The organism is Variovorax sp. 01N425 (genome assembly GCF_056399465.1).
In genome coordinates this window covers 26,518-43,199 of the sequence record NZ_JBFTRJ010000018.1, presented here as the reverse complement: position 1 = coordinate 43,199, position 16,682 = coordinate 26,518, and the positions used below count along the sequence as shown (strand labels likewise).

Annotated in this window: 16 protein-coding genes and 2 pseudogenes; 8 read left to right on the top strand and 10 right to left on the bottom strand. The window is 64.3% G+C overall.

Going from position 1 to position 16,682, the window contains the following annotated elements:
• Window positions 1-261: 261 nt before the first annotated feature.
• The gene (locus tag AC1DSC_RS27055) at window positions 262-1,290 is read left to right on the top strand and encodes a hypothetical protein (protein ID WP_436288128.1); all 1,029 of its coding nucleotides are present in this window, start codon (window positions 262-264) and stop codon (window positions 1,288-1,290) included.
• A gap of 308 nt (window positions 1,291-1,598) precedes the next feature.
• On the opposite strand, the gene AC1DSC_RS27050 is transcribed toward AC1DSC_RS27055, so the two are convergent.
• Window positions 1,599-1,841, bottom strand: a complete 243-nt coding sequence (locus tag AC1DSC_RS27050; protein ID WP_436288127.1) for a helix-turn-helix domain-containing protein — start codon at window positions 1,839-1,841, stop codon at window positions 1,599-1,601.
• Window positions 1,842-1,911: 70 nt separating this feature from the next.
• On the bottom strand, window positions 1,912-2,286 hold the full coding sequence (locus tag AC1DSC_RS27045) for a helix-turn-helix domain-containing protein (RefSeq protein ID WP_436288126.1): 375 nt from the start codon (window positions 2,284-2,286) through the stop codon (window positions 1,912-1,914).
• 352 nt (window positions 2,287-2,638) lie between these two features.
• On the opposite strand from AC1DSC_RS27045, the gene AC1DSC_RS27040 reads away from it, so the two are divergent.
• On the top strand, window positions 2,639-3,313 hold the full coding sequence (locus tag AC1DSC_RS27040; RefSeq protein ID WP_436288125.1) for a hypothetical protein: 675 nt from the start codon (window positions 2,639-2,641) through the stop codon (window positions 3,311-3,313).
• 38 nt (window positions 3,314-3,351) lie between these two features.
• Here the strand turns inward: AC1DSC_RS27040 and AC1DSC_RS27035 are convergent, their stop codons facing one another.
• Window positions 3,352-4,245, bottom strand: a complete 894-nt coding sequence (locus tag AC1DSC_RS27035; protein WP_436288124.1) for a helix-turn-helix domain-containing protein — start codon at window positions 4,243-4,245, stop codon at window positions 3,352-3,354.
• A gap of 254 nt (window positions 4,246-4,499) precedes the next feature.
• Between AC1DSC_RS27035 and AC1DSC_RS27030 the strand changes: the two genes are divergently transcribed.
• Window positions 4,500-6,398, top strand: a complete 1,899-nt coding sequence (locus AC1DSC_RS27030) for a tannase/feruloyl esterase family alpha/beta hydrolase (RefSeq protein WP_478131980.1) — start codon at window positions 4,500-4,502, stop codon at window positions 6,396-6,398.
• 306 nt (window positions 6,399-6,704) lie between these two features.
• On the opposite strand, the pseudogene AC1DSC_RS27025 reads toward AC1DSC_RS27030, so the two are convergent.
• The 5 genes and pseudogenes from AC1DSC_RS27025 to AC1DSC_RS27005 all read right to left on the bottom strand — a co-directional run bounded on the left by AC1DSC_RS27025 (window position 6,705) and on the right by AC1DSC_RS27005 (window position 10,582).
• Window positions 6,705-7,227 (bottom strand): annotated as a pseudogene (locus tag AC1DSC_RS27025) (helix-turn-helix domain-containing protein).
• A 211-nt stretch (window positions 7,228-7,438) separates the two neighbouring features.
• Complete coding sequence (locus AC1DSC_RS27020; RefSeq protein ID WP_436288122.1) at window positions 7,439-8,041, bottom strand: hypothetical protein; 603 nt, start codon at window positions 8,039-8,041, stop codon at window positions 7,439-7,441.
• Window positions 8,038-8,373 (bottom strand): chorismate mutase family protein, encoded by a 336-nt coding sequence (locus tag AC1DSC_RS27015; protein ID WP_436288121.1) that lies wholly within the window; start codon window positions 8,371-8,373, stop codon window positions 8,038-8,040. The genes AC1DSC_RS27020 and AC1DSC_RS27015 overlap by 4 nt, the downstream gene beginning before the upstream one ends.
• Window positions 8,374-8,379: 6 nt before the next feature.
• Window positions 8,380-9,392: pseudogene (locus tag AC1DSC_RS27010) on the bottom strand (Bug family tripartite tricarboxylate transporter substrate binding protein).
• 245 nt (window positions 9,393-9,637) lie between these two features.
• Entirely contained in the window at window positions 9,638-10,582 is a 945-nt protein-coding gene (locus AC1DSC_RS27005; RefSeq protein WP_436288120.1) for a MurR/RpiR family transcriptional regulator, read from the bottom strand.
• A 101-nt stretch (window positions 10,583-10,683) separates the two neighbouring features.
• Between AC1DSC_RS27005 and AC1DSC_RS27000 the strand changes: the two genes are divergently transcribed.
• Window positions 10,684-11,853, top strand: a complete 1,170-nt coding sequence (locus tag AC1DSC_RS27000) for a M20 family metallopeptidase (RefSeq protein ID WP_436288119.1) — start codon at window positions 10,684-10,686, stop codon at window positions 11,851-11,853.
• 25 nt (window positions 11,854-11,878) lie between these two features.
• Window positions 11,879-12,880 (top strand): Bug family tripartite tricarboxylate transporter substrate binding protein, encoded by a 1,002-nt coding sequence (locus AC1DSC_RS26995; protein WP_436288118.1) that lies wholly within the window; start codon window positions 11,879-11,881, stop codon window positions 12,878-12,880.
• Window positions 12,881-12,902: 22 nt separating this feature from the next.
• On the opposite strand, the gene AC1DSC_RS26990 is transcribed toward AC1DSC_RS26995, so the two are convergent.
• Window positions 12,903-13,790, bottom strand: coding sequence for a LysR family transcriptional regulator (locus tag AC1DSC_RS26990; RefSeq protein WP_436288117.1), 888 nt, complete (start codon window positions 13,788-13,790; stop codon window positions 12,903-12,905).
• Between the two features lie 104 nt (window positions 13,791-13,894).
• Between AC1DSC_RS26990 and AC1DSC_RS26985 the strand changes: the two genes are divergently transcribed.
• Both AC1DSC_RS26985 and AC1DSC_RS26980 read left to right on the top strand, forming a co-directional pair.
• Window positions 13,895-14,527, top strand: coding sequence for an FMN-dependent NADH-azoreductase (locus AC1DSC_RS26985; RefSeq protein WP_436288116.1), 633 nt, complete (start codon window positions 13,895-13,897; stop codon window positions 14,525-14,527).
• 54 nt (window positions 14,528-14,581) lie between these two features.
• The gene (locus AC1DSC_RS26980) at window positions 14,582-15,313 is read left to right on the top strand and encodes a glutathione S-transferase (protein WP_015867586.1); all 732 of its coding nucleotides are present in this window, start codon (window positions 14,582-14,584) and stop codon (window positions 15,311-15,313) included.
• A gap of 2 nt (window positions 15,314-15,315) precedes the next feature.
• On the opposite strand, the gene rsmI is transcribed toward AC1DSC_RS26980, so the two are convergent.
• Window positions 15,316-16,263 carry a 16S rRNA (cytidine(1402)-2'-O)-methyltransferase gene (gene rsmI / locus AC1DSC_RS26975; RefSeq protein WP_436288115.1) on the bottom strand — a complete coding sequence of 316 codons (948 nt, stop codon included), beginning with the start codon at window positions 16,261-16,263 and terminating at the stop codon, window positions 15,316-15,318.
• 45 nt (window positions 16,264-16,308) lie between these two features.
• On the opposite strand from rsmI, the gene AC1DSC_RS26970 reads away from it, so the two are divergent.
• Entirely contained in the window at window positions 16,309-16,680 is a 372-nt protein-coding gene (locus AC1DSC_RS26970) for a YraN family protein (protein ID WP_015867579.1), read from the top strand.
• Window positions 16,681-16,682 lie beyond the last annotated feature (2 nt).

Here is a 16,682-nt window from a genome sequence, read left to right as displayed (position 1 = left end):
CGCCTGCGCAGTAGATTGCGCCGTATGCAATAACGCCCCTGGGCGACGCCATGTATTTCGCTTGAGAGTTCGACTGAAGATGTAAGTGCGGATCTGGGACTGGATGGCTTGAAGGCCTTTGAACGGCCGCTTTGGTCTGCTGAGTGACGACGGTCTGCTGAGCTCTATTGGCGCCTTCCGCTGCATAACGGTCGGTTGCTAGAGAAGATTGATCGACAAACGAAAGAACCCATGTCTAACTTGCCAGACACCAATGACTTGATGCAACGCATCTTCGACCATGTCGAAAATGGCGCTGTGGATAAGGCTGTCCGTGCGGCGCTGCGCTTGTCTCGGCGTATTGGCGATCACATGGGCACGGCCATGTTCCTGCGGGAACTCTACGCAAATTCCACCGAGTTTGCGCAGGTGATCTACGACGACACGAGTCACTTGAAGGACGAGGCCCGAAAGTATCTGCGTGAACAGTCACTAGAGCGTTGGCTGAGGATGCGTACGATGCCAGATCTACCCTTTGTAATGAATTCTGGATCGGGTGACGACAAGCGCAACGTGTTCGTCGTTTCGGCTGCCGATCTGGACGCAGACATTGAGCAGTGCGAGAGGTCGATTGCTGACATGACCATTCCGCCCAGCATGGGTGAGTTCGATACGGCTGCATTCACGGATCGATTTCTCAGTAGTAAGGGGCTGCTGAGGCAAAGAATTCGAACTCTCCAGACGACGAAGACGATAGTTCTCGACCATTGTCAGAATTTCGCAATCAAGGTTGAGCGCCAACTAGCCGCACAGGTCAAGACGATGAGTTTTTTGGCTGAAGCGCAAAACCAAGTTCAGAACTACTTCAAGGCCAGATCGGCAGACGTTTACGACAAGCTCTTGAAGGCCAATCAATTGTTGGATTCCACGTCCAATGAAGATCAGGCCTTGTTGCTCACTGAAGTTCGACGTGCAATCAAGGCCGTCGCTGATCATTTCTATGCCCCAAGGCCTGGAATCCATCGTTGCCAAGATGGCGTTGAGAGGAAGCTCGGCGAAGAGCAGTACGCCAATCGACTCTATGAGTTCGTACATTCCGAGTTCAAGCGTTCGACCTCTACCGAATTGCTGCGAGTCGAGACGAAGCATTTGCTGGCATTCGCCGAGAGATTGAATGATCTCGCATCAAAGGGCGTACACGCTGATGTTACGGCCTCGGAGGCGAAGCAAGGCCTGCTTGGCCTTTACATGTTTCTTTTCAACTTGTGCCAACGTCTTGAAGTGAAAGACGACGGCAGCAACAACGCATAGACGGACCCCGTTGTCCACAGGCTGATGACGACTGGCGTCTTGTGGCCCCTCACTCTTGAGGCGGCTCTGCGACGCTAACGCGGGTGTCGCCTCATATCGATGTCTGTGCGTAAAACTCAGCCTGAAGCCGAAGCTCCTATCTGCACAGATGATGGCTTCACGGCCGACTGTGCCATCGAGCGATCGACTGGCGATGATCGCTATCGCTGCATACGAGTCACTGCCCCACCGTGGCCTCGGCGGAGCGATGTACCGAAACTTCTTCCAGGCAACCGCCGGACTGCTCTCGGGGATCGGATCGGGGACTGCTAGTTCTGCCTCCCTATTAATTTGTCCAAAGTCTTTCCTGCCTTGACCCCGCAGGCCGAACACCACCGAGCAAACAGCAGCACGTGGACGAAGTTCTCGCCACGCTCAAGCTTGGAGACGTAGGACTGACCCACGCCCAGGACTTCGGCCATCTGCACCTGCGTTAGTCCGGCCTTCACCCGAACGCTGCGCATCAGGTTGCGCAGCGCCTCGTATTCGGCGTGATAGAGGGAAACGGACATGCGCGGAGTCGATAGAGGGGCCGAACCAGTCGGCAGATTCAAGGTAAGTTGGCTGGACGCGTACAGGAGGTCAGCTCCTGCGTGAGGATTTGCGCGCAGGCTTTATCGACTTGTTTAGAACTGCCTGGTTCCTTCTTCGCAGCAAACCGCCCTCCGATGTTGGCGCGTTTGTAGCAACGATTCCCTCGAAAAGCACAGGCAATGTCGTGCTCAAGCTGTAGCACAGCGTCGCCAAAGTCATCAAAGAGGGATTGATGTAGCCCCCTTCGAGCTTGGATATCCGCGACCGTTCGACTTCTGCGTCGTAGGCCAGGGCCACCTGGGTCTTGCCTGCGGCAAGTCGGAGCTTCTTGAGGTTTTTCCCTAGCGCCAGGGTTACCGCGTTCGGCAGTGTCCCGATCGCTGGTTCTGGGGGAGGAGGCGCTTTTCGACTGGCATTTCTCATTGCCGTCGAGGGTCAAGAAGTGCGCACCTCAGGGAAACGTCTTAAAGGACATATGCGAAAAAACGTGTTCTACATACGATCCGGCAAGCAACGGCGAAGACCGGAGCAAAAAAATCAGACAGGGACGGATAGAAATGAAAAACGAGATGTTTCTCGTGGGCGCAGCCTTTGTGCTGTCAGCTCGCAATGGGGGCGGCGGAGTCGATGGGGTGGGGGAGGGCATCGGCCTTCCTGTCACCGGGCTTTCCGCCACGCCTGCGGAGGCTGGACCCACACCAGTGGCTCCGAGTCCGCCAGCCACTGAACCTACCGCCATCGCCAACAATTCGCCGACCTGCTGAGGCCCGTTGCCATGAAACGGACTGAAGGCAGGCTCAAGCGGCGCTCTTGCTTCTCTCCAGATACGCCGTTCGACAGGGCTTTCATGGAATGCAAGACCTTGGCGCAGTTGGCGGACTGGTATGACCGCCGCATGGCGTCTGGTCGCCGAATGTCAGGTGATGAGTTCGGTTTTCTTGTCGAGCACGTCTCGGGCCTCAGGGCCACGGAGAAGATGGCGCGCAGCGAACGCGCCGTGGAGAAGCAGGCCGACGAATTCGCCGAATTTTTCTATGGCCAGGACCATTGCGACTTCGGTGAAATTCGCGCCAGGCAGATCGTGCTTGAAGAGGCTCAGTTCGACGAGGTCCCGCGTCACACGGTGTGGACGCTCGGCTCCAGGCTTTGGTGTCTGCGGGTGCCGAAGGAAAGTACCGCAACCGCATCGAGCCATGCGCTGAAGCTCATGGAGCTTGGCGGAAAACTAATCCGCGGCAGCCTGGGAAATGCCGAGCACGCGGAGCCGCTCATCTCCGCATTCGTGCAAGGCGTGGCCCTGGGGCTCTACCGGCTGGCGAAGATCGACATCTCCACCACGTTGGAGGGCGTGGGTTTCTGGCGACGCTGCGAGTTGGCCAGCATCCACCAGGTAGGCGTTGACCGCGGGCAGCGGATTCGTGCGCAGGGTGATCGGAGCCTGAGCGGGTAGCTTGAAACTCGAAGGCCGTGCTGAGCGGAATCGCTGAGTTAACCCTTTCCTTGCGACATGAATCCCGATCGTGCTCGCGCTGGCGTAACTCCGAGGACTTGGCGGAACACCAGTGTGAAGTGCGATTGGTTTGAAAGTCCTACTTTTTGCGCGATCTGCGCCAGTGAATCCGGTCCTTTCAAAAGTTCAAGAGCGCGCTCACACCGCTTCTTTTGCAGATACTGGTACGGCGACAGGCCGACTGTCGTCTTGAACAGTCGAGAGAACTGCGAACTGCTGAGGGTCAGCAGCGAGGCGAGATCCCCGATGCCGACGTCCCGCCCCAGATTTGCGTCCACGTACGCGACTACTTCAGAAAGGTCCCTCTGCGACAGCTTGCCCAACGTGCGAAAAGAGGCTGAGTCACCGTAACGGCTTCCTAAATATCCTATTAGCGCCAACGACAAGCCTTGAGCAAACAAGCGACCCGAGCTGCAGTCCCGTCTCAATTCTTCATGCATCGTCATGATGAGAGCCGACAGTGTCTCGTCCTCGGTTGGCATCTGCGTTCGAAGAGAAAGCGTTTCGTTCTCCGCGTACATCAACTCTGAGAGCGTGTCGGGGGGAATTTGTATGGCGATGAACTCTGCCGAGCCCTGCCATTCGCAGCGGCTCACCTCGAAGCCGGACTGACTGATTGCAAGCGTCCCCGGCCGAAACGGCAGTCGGATCGTAGACCTACCAACACGAGCATCGTTGTGTCCATGGCCGGCAACACAAAGTGCGATCGACGGAAACGCTGAATGCACCGGGCCGATTTCACCTCGACCGGTCAAAGAACGAATTTCGATCGGCACACCTTGCCAGACCGAGCAGGCTGATTCAAGTGATGTCTCGCCTTCAACGGTTGCGGGGCGTCCGTCTGGACGCAGGATCTGAAGTGCACGGGCCATCGAGACTCCTTCGCCGGCAATGAAATGCAATTAAGCCTCAACTTGCACGCAGTTTAATGCCGGCACCTTGCAATAGCCGGACAGCGCTTGACCGCCGGTCAAGGGAAACTCCCAAAGAAAAACGCGCGCATCACGATATTCAGTGCGCGAAATGCGATAGACCGCGATCCGTCCCGTCGGCAGACTTCCATCTCGGCACACAGGCAGTTTAGTGCATGCCTTGTGAGCGAAGACATACCCAACAGGAGACTACGATGAGACTAAATCGAAATGCACAGGGGCCACACGATCGTGCACCGCACCATTCGCTGAGGTCGAAAGCGGCCCTGCTGATCGCGTTGGTCACCGCCATGGTTGCCGGGTGCGGCGGTGGCGGTGGCGGTGGCTTCAATTGGCCGGCAAGTCCAGGCAACCCGCCGCCAGTCGCAGCGACTCCTCCGGCACCCGTCGCTTTGACTTGCGACGACAGCATCCAGGCCGGATTCAAGCCAGACGCCAGCACTTCAGTGCTCTTGGTCAAGGCCTTCAAGAAGGGGGAACCTTTGATGCTTGGCGGGACGGCCACTCCCACTACGGAGGTCGCTGCCAACGACGTTTGCCTTGTCAAATTGCTGGTAGGACCGGGGAACCCGGGGCCAGTCGGTGCGCCGTCTACCTCTGCCGGCATTGGCATAGAGGTGTGGCTGCCAGCCAAAACCGCCTGGAACAGCCGGGTTCATGCGGTCGGTGGTGGCGGTTGGGCCGGGGGCAGCGCGGGTTCGATCAGCACCATTGACAGCCTCCAGGCAGCCGGGATCGCAGGCACGGAGGGAGCGGTCTCCTCATCCACTGACACGGGGCATGGGAGCACTTTCCTGGACGGCTCCTTCGGCATGAACCCAGACGGCACAATCAACAAGACGCTCTGGACGGACTTCGCTTCTCGGGGCATCCACGAGCAGGCCGTGAAGACCAAGGCTCTGGCGACGGCGTACTACGGCATCGCCCCGAAGTACTCCTATTGGGAGGGTGGCTCGACGGGCGGCCGGCAGGGCTTGAACCTCGCCCAGAACAATCCAGACGATTTCGACGGGATCATCGCAAACGCCCCCGCAATCAACTGGTCTCGTTTCCTCACCGCGGAGATGTGGCCGCAGATCGTCTATCAGCGGGACCTCGGTGGGGTTCCGTTGACCACTGCGCAACTGGACCTGGCCTCGAATGCTGCCATTAGCGCCTGTGATGTAGTCGGCGGTCAGCACCTTGGCTACATACTGGACCCGAGCGCGTGCAACTATGACCCCACAAGCGACCCGAAGGTGCTTTGTTCCGCTTCAGGTGGGACGAACTCGACCCCGGCTTGTTTGACGACGGTTCAGGCGACGGCAGTCAACAAGATCTGGTATGGGATGACCGCTGACGGTAGTGTTGCGTCGCCTCTCGCAGATAACGGTTGGACAGGAGCGTCGTCACCCGTGCTGCTCGGTTCGGGGACCCACCGCTGGTACGGCTTGACGCGAGGCACGTCGCTCTACTTGGCAGCACAGGCCGGCTTGGTCAATGGGCTTGCGAGCCCGGTGGCACCCTTTCAGGTAGCGGATGATCAGATCGCCCTTGAGCTGCAAGACCCTGGGTTCGCGGACGCCGGCTTCGTAAATGCCACGGGCAATGGCCAGTCCCTCTGGAAGTCATTGACCTACGCTCAAGTCAACAATGCCTTTGATCGGGGTATTGCTCTGCAGTCGTCGTTCGGCAACATCGACACCAACAATCCGGACCTCACTGCCTTCAAGGCAAAGGGCGGCAAGATGTTGGCGTGGCACGGCCTCAACGACGAGTTGATCTTTCCTCAAGGGACGATCAACTACTACAACACGGTTGCGAACAAGATGGGCGGCCTGCCGAATGTGCAGGACTTCTACAAGTTGTACCTTGTACCGGGCATGGGTCACGGCACGCCAAACGGAACGTCGAACCCTGCCGCAGTGGTGCCCGTGGTTGGACCCACACAGTTCTATGACCTCCTGACGGCATGGGTCGAGAAGGGAGCGGCACCCGATGCGATCACCCTGGCGCATTCTTCCGGGGCGACCCGCCCAGTTTGCGTCTACCCAAAGAAGGTCACGTACACGAGTGGAGACCTCAAAGTGGCAGCGAGCTATACATGCTCTTGACCAGGTAGCGCACTCTCCGGCCCGAACACTGCACCTCGCCATCCTCGGCCTGCACGGCCAGTGTCAGGTCGCGGTGGTGATGAAGGCTCTGCTCCGGTTCCTGCGGGGTGTAGATGTAGAACGGGCGCTTGATGATGTCCGAGGACGAGATTCACGTCGTTCTTGTGGAGAACGCTGCTCGCCTTTATCACTTCACTTCCGATCGGGCGGGCTGCGGCCATCGAAAGAGGGCTCAAGGACTTCGAGTGATTGAGTGCGGGGGGCTGCCTGGCGTCGCCATCCGCCGCACTCCGCGGTGGCCGAAAACTACTCCCGCAGCGTGAAAACAATCGACATGTAGCTCACCGGCCTTTCGCGGATCAATTCCACGCCATGCAGCGCCCTGGCCTCGAACAGCAAGGAGTCGCCGGGCTTGAGTTCCATGGTGCGGCTGCCGTACCTGTACTTCACGCGTCCTGAGACGATGTGGATGAACTTGATGCCCGGGTGCTGAAAGGTCGAATAGGGCTGCGCGTCCTCGGACAGCATGATGAGGTAGGGCTCGACGAACGCGTTGCCCGACAGCAGGTGTCCGAGCAATTCGTAGCGATAGCCGGCCACTGCCCCCCCCCCTTTCCACGATCACGCCTTTGCCGGCCGGCACAAAGGAGCAGTCCGTCCGGTCCACCTGATCGCCGAAGAAGCGCGACAGCGGCACGTCCAGGCCCACCGCGATGCGGTCGAGAACTTCGATCGACGGAGAAACCAGGCCGCTTTCGATGCGGGACAGCATGGACCGGGAGACGCCCGCGGTACTCGCCAGCGCACCGGCCGAGAGGTCCGCGGCCAGGCGCAGCGCGCGAATCTGCTGGCCGACCTTGGCCGAGGTCGCGCTCCGCTTCGGCGAAGACTTCGTGCTTGCCAGTGGTGCAAGGCGCACGACCGGCTTGCGGGCCGTCGGAAACGGAGATGCAGGTTGCCTCTTGCTCATGGTGCGCGCACCCTCCTGAAACGCATCGAGTCCACCCGTTCTGCAAACAGCGAAAGCCGGAAGCCGGCAGTTAGCCAGACGCCCCGCTCATCAGCCGAAATATCGCGGTCGCGGGGCTGGACGAGCATGCCACGAGGCCGCCGCCCGAGACTCTCTGGCGGCCGTAGACGATCCATGCGTCGTCGACACTTCCGATGCGTTCGCTGATGCAGAACCGGTCCGGATGATCATCGGCCAACGACGCATAGGTCAGGCCCGCGTCGTAGCGGCCCTCCAGCAGGCCCAGTTCGACCGCGGCAACCGTCTCCGTTGGAATGATCTCCTGCCATTTCGACAGGTCCGCGTAGCGCAGGGTCGGTTGCATCACGGCGATGGAGCGGGACTGCGGCTTGGCGCGGTTGTGGACGATTGCGAGATCGCGGCTCGGCGAGATGAAGGTGTCGACCACGTACAAGCCGTCGAAGTACCGCGCCACCGTGTCGGCCGTCGAAGGATGGACGGCGCACTGAACGAGGAAGTCGGCGCCTCCATCGAGGACGCTGGCAGCGCCCGCGGAAAAGTCGGAGTGCAGGCTGATCGTGGCGCAATCGTTGAGGCCGTGAAAGGCAAGGTAGCGCTCCACGACAAATTGATGGTTGCTCCCCGCAGGGCCGAGCGTGGCGAACCTGATCATCGTGCTGCCGCGCTTCCGATGATCTGGTCTTCGAGCCTGCAGGTCTCCGCGATGATGAGGTCGTACAGCGCCTTCAGGAACGAAGCGCTCACACCGTGGCTGGCTGCGAATTCGGCGGCTCGGCGCTGCACCACGCCGATGCGATGCGGCTGCATCATCGGCACGCCATGCTGCTTCTTGTGGTGCCCAATGCGTTCGCAGCACTGGAGCCGGGCGTGGATCGTTTGGAGAAGGCGAGCGTCGATGGCATCCAGATCGCAGCGCAGGGCTTCGAGGACCTCGTCCGCATGAGACGTCGAGGTCGGCTGAACTGATGTGCTGTTGGTGTTCATGGCACTCTATTCGTGGCGGATGCCTTGGGCGGCGATGATGCGGCTCAACTGGCCGTAGTCTGCCTTGACTCGGCGCGCCAATCCATCGGCATCGACGCCGACACCGTTGTAGCCGAGCTGCGCGAGCTGGCGGCGCACTTCCTCCGAGCGCGCGATGGTGCTGATCAGCGACGACAGCTTCGCGATGATCTCAGGGTCCATCGAAGCCGGAGCCGCCACGGCAGTCCAGATCTCCAGTTCGAAGCCGGGAAGTCCCGCCTCCGCAAGACTCGGGTACTCGGGCGCCAACGGGCTTCGCGTCGCGGAGGTCACCCCAATCGGCTTGAGCTTGCCTGCCGCAATCTGAGAATCTGAGGCGCGGCGGCGCCCAGCTGCACCATCGAAAGCTGTATCTCGCCAGCAATCATTGCCGCGACCACGCGCTGGTAGGAAGGGTAGGGGACATGCACGGGGCTGATGTTCGCCTTGCTCTTGAGCAGTTCCATCGCAAGGTGTCCGACAGTGCCGACGCCGGGAGACCCGTAGCTCCACTTCGTGCCTGCGGCACGGGCCGCCTGCAGAAACTCAAGGATGTTGCCGCCAGGTGCCCCGGCAGGCGCTGCGAGCAGCAGCGGGGCGGTGCAGACCAAATTCACGGGTTTCAGATCCTTGAGAGGATCGTAGTGGGTCGCCGGATTCAGCAACTTGGCGATGGTCATGTTGCCGTTGATCATGACTCCCAGCGTGTGGTTGTCGACCGCTTGCGCGACGAGCGTCGCAGCGATGTTGCCGCTCGCGCCGGGGCGGTTGTCGACGATCACGGGCTGACCGAGCGCCCTGGACATCGGCTCGGCAAGCGCACGCGCGACGAGATCGGGCGACGAGCCGGCAGGGAAGCCGACGAGCAGTCGTACGGGCTGGGATGGCCATGCACTTGCGAGTGGCCTGGCGGCGGTTTGTGCTGTTGCTGCGGCCGCTGTGAATACGAGCGAGGCCGTCATCAGCCAAAGAAAGCGCCTGCATCGGTGGGGCGAGAACATGAGGGCCATTGCGTGCTGCTCCGGGGTGGTGGGGGTGGTGAATCATTCAGTGATACCCCTTCCACTTCAACGCTTGCATGGCGCGCAAAAAGCACCCGTCAATCCTGAGGCGCTCATATTGAACTGCCACGAGGCTCCGCGCCTCGTCGGAGGAAGGGCGAAGGTTTTCTGACGTGCAAATGCGACTTGGGACTGGCTGATACGATGGACGTAGTGCCGATCCCAGGCTACCCAGACCAGCCCGCCTACCCCTTGCCCGACTTGCGCCGCATGGGCCTTGAACGCCCAGGCCCCTCATCCACGATGAGCTGCGACGCCTCCACGTCCTTCCACAGCTGGTCGCGCCGCGCCAGCACCTGCGGCACCGCTTCGTGCCGCAGCTGGGCCACGGCCGACACCAGCGCATTGCAGACAAAGAACGCCGCGGTGTAGGAGTCGAACGGCGATGCGTTCGACGTGCGCACTTGCACCCGGTGGTGCGCCAGCGCGGCGAGCGGCGCGGTGGCGCTGTCGGTGATGGCCAGCACCTGTGCGCCCGCTTCGCGAAAGCGCTGCGCCACGTTCACCGGGCCGCTGGAATAGCGGCGGATGCTGAAGGCGAGCAGGGCGTCTTCGGGCTGGATCCACAGCAGCTGGTCGGTGGCGGTGACCGCCCCCGCGCCCAGTTCGTGCACGCCGGGGCGGCACATGTTGAGGTGCAGGGCTAGCCAGGCGGCCACGGGCGCGCTGTTGATCTGCGCCAGCACGAAGAGGCGGCCCTTGCCCTTGGCGATGCGCGTGGCCATGGCCTCGAACGCTGCCATGTCCAGGCCGTCGCGCGTGGCGGTGATGTTGTGCTGGTCGTGCAGCAGGGTGTCGTCCACGCACTGCTGCAGGCTGCGCCGGGTGCCGATGGTCACGGGGGCGCGCTGCCCGGCGGTCTGCAGCAGTGCGGTCACTTCCCCGCGCGCTTCGCGCTGCGCCTCGGCATAGCTCGCGTAGCCCAGCTTGGCGAACAGCCGCACCACGGTGGAGGCGCTGGTGCCGTTGTGCGCGGCCAGGGCGGTGGCGGATTCGAGCAAGGCGTGCGGATAGTCGCGCCCCAGGGCCTCGGCCAGGGCGCGTTCGCTGGCCGTGAGCTCGCCGCCCTGGCGGGCCAGGCGCTCGGTGAGCAGGCCGGCCGGTTTTTTCTCTTGCAACGATGATTTCATTGATGCCTTTTTTATGAATGAAGCATTGCAAACAATGCCAGCGCGTGCAACACTTCGGCCCAAATTTCACCCGCCGCCGCGGGGTTCATTGAAGGACGAAGATGCAGGATACCCTTGAAGAGAGCCGTTCGCAGCTGCGCGCGCGCATCCTGGACTGGCTGGCCGGCCAGGCGCAGGCGATGCAAGATCTGTTGCAGAAAGTGGTCGACATCGACAGCGGTAGCCGCAACGAAGCGGGCGTGACCGCCGTGGCCACGGCGCTGCGAGAGCACCTCGAAGCCGCCGGCGTGGCGGTGCAGTTCGAGCCGGTGCCGGGCTATGGCGTGCTGCTGCATGCCCAGGTGCCCGGGACCGCCGAGGGCGCGCCCATCCTGCTCATGGGGCACATGGACACGGTGTACCCGGCGGGCACCGCGGCGCGCCGGCCCTTCCGCGTGGAAGACGGGCGCGCCTACGGCCCCGGCGTGGCCGACATGAAGTCAGGCCTGGTGATGAACGTGTTCGTGGCCGAGGCCTTTGCGCGCTGCGGCGGGCTGAAGGCACCGCTGCAGCTGTTCTTCTCGTGCGACGAAGAAATCGGCTCGGCCGCCACGCGCGACCGCATCATGGCCAAGGCGCGCGGCGCGCGCGCGGTGCTCAATGCCGAACCGGGCCGTGTCAGCGGCAACCTCGTGACCAGCCGCAAGGGCTCGATGGTGGTGGAGTTCGAGGTCGAGGGCGTGGCCGCGCATGCGGGCATCAACCACGCGGCCGGCGCCAGCGCGATCGAGGCACTGGCCCGCAAGACGCTCGCGCTGCATGCGCTGACCGACCCGGCCACGGGCGTGACCGCCAACGTGGGCGTGGTGCATGGCGGCATCGTGCCCAACATGGTGGCGCCGCATGCCAAGGCCGAGCTGGACATGCGCTTCACCTCGGACACCGATCCGGACCAACTGCTTGCCAAGGTGCGCGCCATCGTCGAGGAAGAGTCCGTGCCGCGCACCAAGGGCCGCGTGACCGGATCGCGCCGCACCATGCCCATGAAGCCCACGCCCGACGAACTGCTGGCGCTCTACCAGCGCGGCGCCAAGGCGCTGGGCTTCGAGGTGCAGGGAGAGTTCACGGGCGGCGCGGCCGACAGCGGCCTGACCGCCTCGGTGGGCGCGCCCACGCTATGCGGCACCGGCCCGGTGGGCGGGCATGCCCACACAGAGCGCGAGTACTGCGAGCTTTCCACCTTCGTGCCGCGCGCCCAGGCCGTGGCGCTGGCCATCCTCGACCACCCCTGATCTTTTGCCTTCGAGAGCAGATTCCATGCACCCCACACAACCCACTCGCCGCCACATCCTCAACGCCGGCCTGGGGCTCGGCCTTGCGGGCCTGGCTCCGTTGGCGGCGCACGCTGCCGAAGACAAGTACCCCTCGCGCCCCATCACGCTGGTGGTGCCGTTCCCTCCGGGCGGGTCGGTGGACATCATGGCGCGCCAGTATTCGGAGCCGCTGTCGAGCGTGCTGGGCGTGCCGATCGTGGTGGAGAACCGCGCCGGCGCGGGCGGCTCGGTGGCCTCGCAGATGGTGGCGCGCGCCAAGCCCGACGGCTACACGCTGGTGGTGTCGTCGCAGAGCAGCCATCTGGCCAACCCGCTCACGCAGCCCAAGGTGGGCTACGACCCCGTCAAGGATTTCGAGAACATCGCCATCCTGGGCCGCCAGCCCAATGCGCTGGTGGTGCATTCGAGCCTGCCCATCAAGAGCTTCAAGGAGTTCATCGACTACGCGAAGAAGAACCCCGGCAAGCTCAACTACGGCAGCGGCGGCGTGGGCAGCATGGGCCAGCTCAACGTGGAGATGCTCAAGGCCGCCACGGGCGTGTTCACCACGCACATTCCCTACCGCGGCGGCTCGCCGCTGATCACGGCGGTGCTGTCCAACGAGGTGCAGTTCATCCTCGACAACCTGGTCATCATGCTGCCGCACGTGCAGGCCGGCAAGGTGCGCGCCCTGGCCGTGGCGGCCGACCAGCGCCTGCCGCAGCTGCCCGACGTGCCCACCATGGCCGAGGTGGGCTACCCGCAGCTCAACCTCACTTCGTGGACCGGCCTTGCTGCCCCCGGCGGCACGCCGGACGCCATCGTGCAGACGCTGTACAAGGCCGTGCGCCAGGCGGCCGCGTCGCCGGCCATGCAGGCCAGCCTCAAGGAGCGCGGCGTGATCGCGCCCGAGGAAATGACGCCCGCCGCCTTCGAGAAGATGATGTCCGAGCGCCTCGTGAAGTTTGGCGAGGTGGTGCGCAAGGCGGGGATCACGGCCGAGTAGCCCGCGAGCCGGGGGCGCAGCGCTACGCGTCGAGCGCTCCCGCATGCGCCCCGCGCCACCTGAAGCAGGCCTCGCGCACCTCGTCGACCAGCGCTGCCAGCGGCTCCGGCGCGGTGCTCCCCTCGGCGTGCTGGATCACGAATCGCGCGGGCGGCAGCGGCGGCAGGAAGCTGCCCGGCGGAATGGAGCGCAACAAGGGCGGCATGCCCGAGGGCGTCAGAACGGTGATTGCCAGGCCGGCCGCCGCGGCGGCCACCAGCGTGCCCGAGCTTTGCGCGGTCAGCACGATCTGCCAGTTGGTCGTTCCATGCCCGGCCAGCGAGGCGAGTGCGGCTTCGCGGAACGGGCAGGGCTCCGACAAAAACGCGAGCGGGGCGGGCGCATCGGGGTCGAGCAGCGCCCTTGCTGAAAAGGCCCAGACCAGCGGCTCTATCCAGAGCGTTTCGGTGTCGCTGCCGGCGTCGCAGACCGTGCCGACCATCAGGTCGAGCGAGTGCTGCCGCACCTGCTTGGCCAGCATCGTGCTGATGCCGCAGCTGATTTCCACATGCACGTCGGGCCTGCGCTGGCGAAAGCCCGCGAGCGCGCCGAACAGCCATTCGCTGGGAAAGCCCTCCGAGCATCCGAGGCGCAGCGTGGCCGGCGCGTGGCGCGGCGCCGCAAGCCGCGAGACCGCCTGCTGCTGCAGCTTGAGGATGCTTCTCGCATAGCTCAGCAGCACGCTGCCCTGGGCCGTGAGCTGCAGCGAACGGGTGGTGCGGTCGAAGACGCGGCAGCCCAGCTGCTCTTCGAGCCGCCGGATCTGCGCGCTCACGGCTGATTGCGTCAGGTGCATGGCGTCGGCCGCGCGCGTCACGCTGCCGTGGTCGGCCACCGAGACAAAGGCGCGCAGCTGTTGGGAGTCGAGCATGGGTTTCAGTGAAATTCGTTCTGAATGGCTGCAAATTATGTTGCTTGTGTGCTGGGTCCGTGCTGCCTAGCCTCGGCGTTCCGAACCACTCACCCTTGCACGCCATGAAAGAACTGCTCTACATCGAGACCTCGCCCAGGAAGACGCGCTCCGCCAGCATCGAGGTGGCCGGCGCCTTCATCGACGAAGTGACGCGCATCCACCCGGCCTGCCATGTCACCACCCTGAACCCCTGGACCATGCAACTGCCCGAGCTGTCGCAGGACATGCTCGACGCCAAGTACGCCGGCATCAACGGCGTGCCGCTGAGCGACGCCCAGCAAGTGGCCTGGGACGAGGTCCGGCGCATTGCCGTGCCTTTCCACGCCGCGGACCACATCGTGCTGGCGATGCCGCTGTGGAACTTTGGCATTCCCTACAAGCTGAAGCACCTGATCGACGTGGTGTCGCACAAGGACGTGCTGTTCCGCTTCGACGCCTCGGGCCTGTCGGGCATGCTGCAGACCCGGCGCGCGACGGTGGTGTGCGCAAGGGGCCTGGACTACCCGCTGGGCAAGGACGGCTCCGCACATGCGCTCGACTTCCAGCTGCCCTACATCGAGACCTGGCTGCGCTTCATCGGCGTGCGCGAGGTGCGCTCCGTGGTGGTCGAGAAAACGCTGATGGGGCCGGAGGTCGATGCCGGCGCCAGGGCCGAGGCCAGGCGCCGCGCGGTGGAGCTTGCCGAGGGGCTCTGAGGGCCCAAGGGCGCGGCGGTTGCAGGGGCATGCGGAGCCTGACACCATGGCTCCATGACCACCTATCAACTCCACTACTGGCCCACCATCCAGGGCCGCGGGGAATTCGTGCGGCTCGCGCTCGAGGCGGCCGGTGCGGACTATGTCGACGTGGCGCGCCTGCCTGAATCGAAGGGCGGCGGCGGGTCCGCATTGGGCGACCGGCTCGACGACCCCGACATCGTCCGCCCTTCGTTCGCGCCGCCGTTCCTGATCGACGGCGACATCGTCGTCGGGCAGACCGCGGCCATCCTGCTGTACCTGGGACCGCGGCTCGGCCTTTCGGGCGTCGGCGAATCCGACGGCCTCTGGACGCACCAGCTGCAGCTCACCATTGCCGACGTGGTGGCCGAGGCGCACGACACGCACCACCCGATCTCCACCGGCGCCTACTACGAGGACCAGCGCGACGCGGCGGTGCAGCGCGCGCGGGCCTTCCGCGAAGAGCGGATACCCAAGTACCTGAACTGGTTCGAGCGCGTGCTGCAGCGCAACCCCGCGGGGCCGTCGCACCTCGTGGGCGATGTGCTGACCTATGCCGACCTGTCGCTGTTCCAGCTGGTGGACGGCCTGCGCTATGCCTTCCCGAAAGCCGCGGCCAGGGCGCTGGCCGCCACGCCCGCGGTCGAGAAGCTGCACGACAACGTCCGGCGCCGCCAGCGCGTGCACGACTACCTGCAAAGCCCGCGCCGCATCGCGTTCAACGAGGATGGGATCTTCAGGCGGTATGCGGAGCTGGATGGTTGAGGCTATTCGGCGTCCGCTGCACCCGCGTCGTTGCGAATCCGCAGCGCCGCGTCATACAGCGCATTGCGCGGCGCCCCGCTGATCTCGGCCGCAAGCCGCACCGCGGTCTTCACGGGCAGCTCGGCCAGCAGCAGGCGCAGCACGCGTTCGCCTTCGGCACCATCGTCGGTGGCCGCGGCCACCGGGTGCAGCACCAGCGCGAATTCGCCGCGCGTGCGGTCGCGGCCGGCTGCGAACCAGCCCGGCAGCTCGGTGGCGGCGACGGTCGCGATCTCCTCGAACTGCTTGGTGAGCTCGCGGCCGACGGTGATGCGGCGCTCGCCCAGCGTCGCCAGCGCGCGGGCCACGGCCTCGATGCGGTGCGGCGCTTCCAGCAGCACCACCGCGCGCCGCTCCTGCGCGAGCGCCTGCACGGCCGCGTCGCGCTCGCCGGCCTTGGTCGGCAGGAAGCCCGCGAACACGAAGGCGCTGCTCTCGTCGCCGGCTGCCACGAGCCCGGCGGCGCCGACCAGCGTGGTGACGCTGCTCGCGCCCGGCAGCGGCAGCACGCGCTGCCCGGCGCCGCGCACGGCCGCGACCAGCCGCGCGCCCGGGTCGCTCACGCCGGGCGTGCCGGCGTCGCTCACGTAGGCGATGCGCTCGCCCTGCGCGAGCCGCGCGACCACGGCCTGCGCGGCCTCGGCCTCGTTGTGCTGGTGCACGGCCAGGAGCTGGGCATTCGGCCGGTCGATGCCGTAGGCGCGCAGCAGGCTCTGCGTGTGGCGCGTGTCCTCGCAGGCAACGGCATCGACCAGCTGCAGCACATGCAGCGCGCGCAGCGTGATGTCGGCCAGGTTGCCGATGGGCGTGGCCACCACGTAGAGCGTGCCCTGCGGATAATGCTGTGCACCCGAGGCATCGCGCGCGGCCGAAAGGGCGGCGCCGAAGGAAGCGGGTGCTAGTGAAGCCAAGGGGTTTCTCCGTAGGAACAAAAAAGAAGCGGGCAGGGAGCCAGCATGAAGACCATCACGACCAAGCATCGCGGCGATGCGGCGGAAGACGCCGCGCTCGACCATCTCCAATGCGCCGGCCTGGCGCTGGTAGCGCGCAATTATCGAACGCCCGGGCGCGGCGGCGGCGAGATCGACCTGATCATGCGCGATCCGCGCGACGCCACGCTGGTGTTCGTGGAGGTGCGCCAGCGCAGCAGCGGCACGCACGGCGGCGCCGGCGGCAGCATCACGGGGCTCAAGCAGCGGCGCATCGTGTTTGCGGCGCGGCACTACCTGAACGGGCTGCGCACGCTGCCGCCCTGCCGCTTCGACGTGGTGCTGGTCGAGGAGCGCATCACCTGGCTGCAGGGCGCGTTCGACGCGGGCGGGAACTGAAA

Excerpts from the sequence above, each read along its gene's own strand:
- AC1DSC_RS26980 (WP_015867586.1), top strand. The coding sequence starts at position 14,582 with ATGACCACCTATCAACTCCACTACTGGCCCACCATCCAGGGCCGCGGG.
- AC1DSC_RS27005 (WP_436288120.1), bottom strand. The coding sequence starts at position 10,582 with ATGAAATCATCGTTGCAAGAGAAAAAACCGGCCGGCCTGCTCACCGAG.
- AC1DSC_RS27055 (WP_436288128.1), top strand. The coding sequence starts at position 262 with ATGCAACGCATCTTCGACCATGTCGAAAATGGCGCTGTGGATAAGGCT.
- AC1DSC_RS27050 (WP_436288127.1), bottom strand. The coding sequence starts at position 1,841 with ATGTCCGTTTCCCTCTATCACGCCGAATACGAGGCGCTGCGCAACCTG.
- AC1DSC_RS26985 (WP_436288116.1), top strand. The coding sequence starts at position 13,895 with ATGAAAGAACTGCTCTACATCGAGACCTCGCCCAGGAAGACGCGCTCC.
- AC1DSC_RS27035 (WP_436288124.1), bottom strand. The coding sequence starts at position 4,245 with ATGGCCCGTGCACTTCAGATCCTGCGTCCAGACGGACGCCCCGCAACC.
- AC1DSC_RS27000 (WP_436288119.1), top strand. The coding sequence starts at position 10,684 with ATGCAGGATACCCTTGAAGAGAGCCGTTCGCAGCTGCGCGCGCGCATC.
- AC1DSC_RS26990 (WP_436288117.1), bottom strand. The coding sequence starts at position 13,790 with ATGCTCGACTCCCAACAGCTGCGCGCCTTTGTCTCGGTGGCCGACCAC.
- AC1DSC_RS27020 (WP_436288122.1), bottom strand. The coding sequence starts at position 8,041 with ATGATCAGGTTCGCCACGCTCGGCCCTGCGGGGAGCAACCATCAATTT.
- AC1DSC_RS27030 (WP_478131980.1), top strand. The coding sequence starts at position 4,500 with ATGAGACTAAATCGAAATGCACAGGGGCCACACGATCGTGCACCGCAC.
- AC1DSC_RS26970 (WP_015867579.1), top strand. The coding sequence starts at position 16,309 with ATGAAGACCATCACGACCAAGCATCGCGGCGATGCGGCGGAAGACGCC.
- AC1DSC_RS26995 (WP_436288118.1), top strand. The coding sequence starts at position 11,879 with ATGCACCCCACACAACCCACTCGCCGCCACATCCTCAACGCCGGCCTG.
- AC1DSC_RS27045 (WP_436288126.1), bottom strand. The coding sequence starts at position 2,286 with ATGAGAAATGCCAGTCGAAAAGCGCCTCCTCCCCCAGAACCAGCGATC.
- AC1DSC_RS27015 (WP_436288121.1), bottom strand. The coding sequence starts at position 8,373 with ATGAACACCAACAGCACATCAGTTCAGCCGACCTCGACGTCTCATGCG.
- AC1DSC_RS27040 (WP_436288125.1), top strand. The coding sequence starts at position 2,639 with ATGAAACGGACTGAAGGCAGGCTCAAGCGGCGCTCTTGCTTCTCTCCA.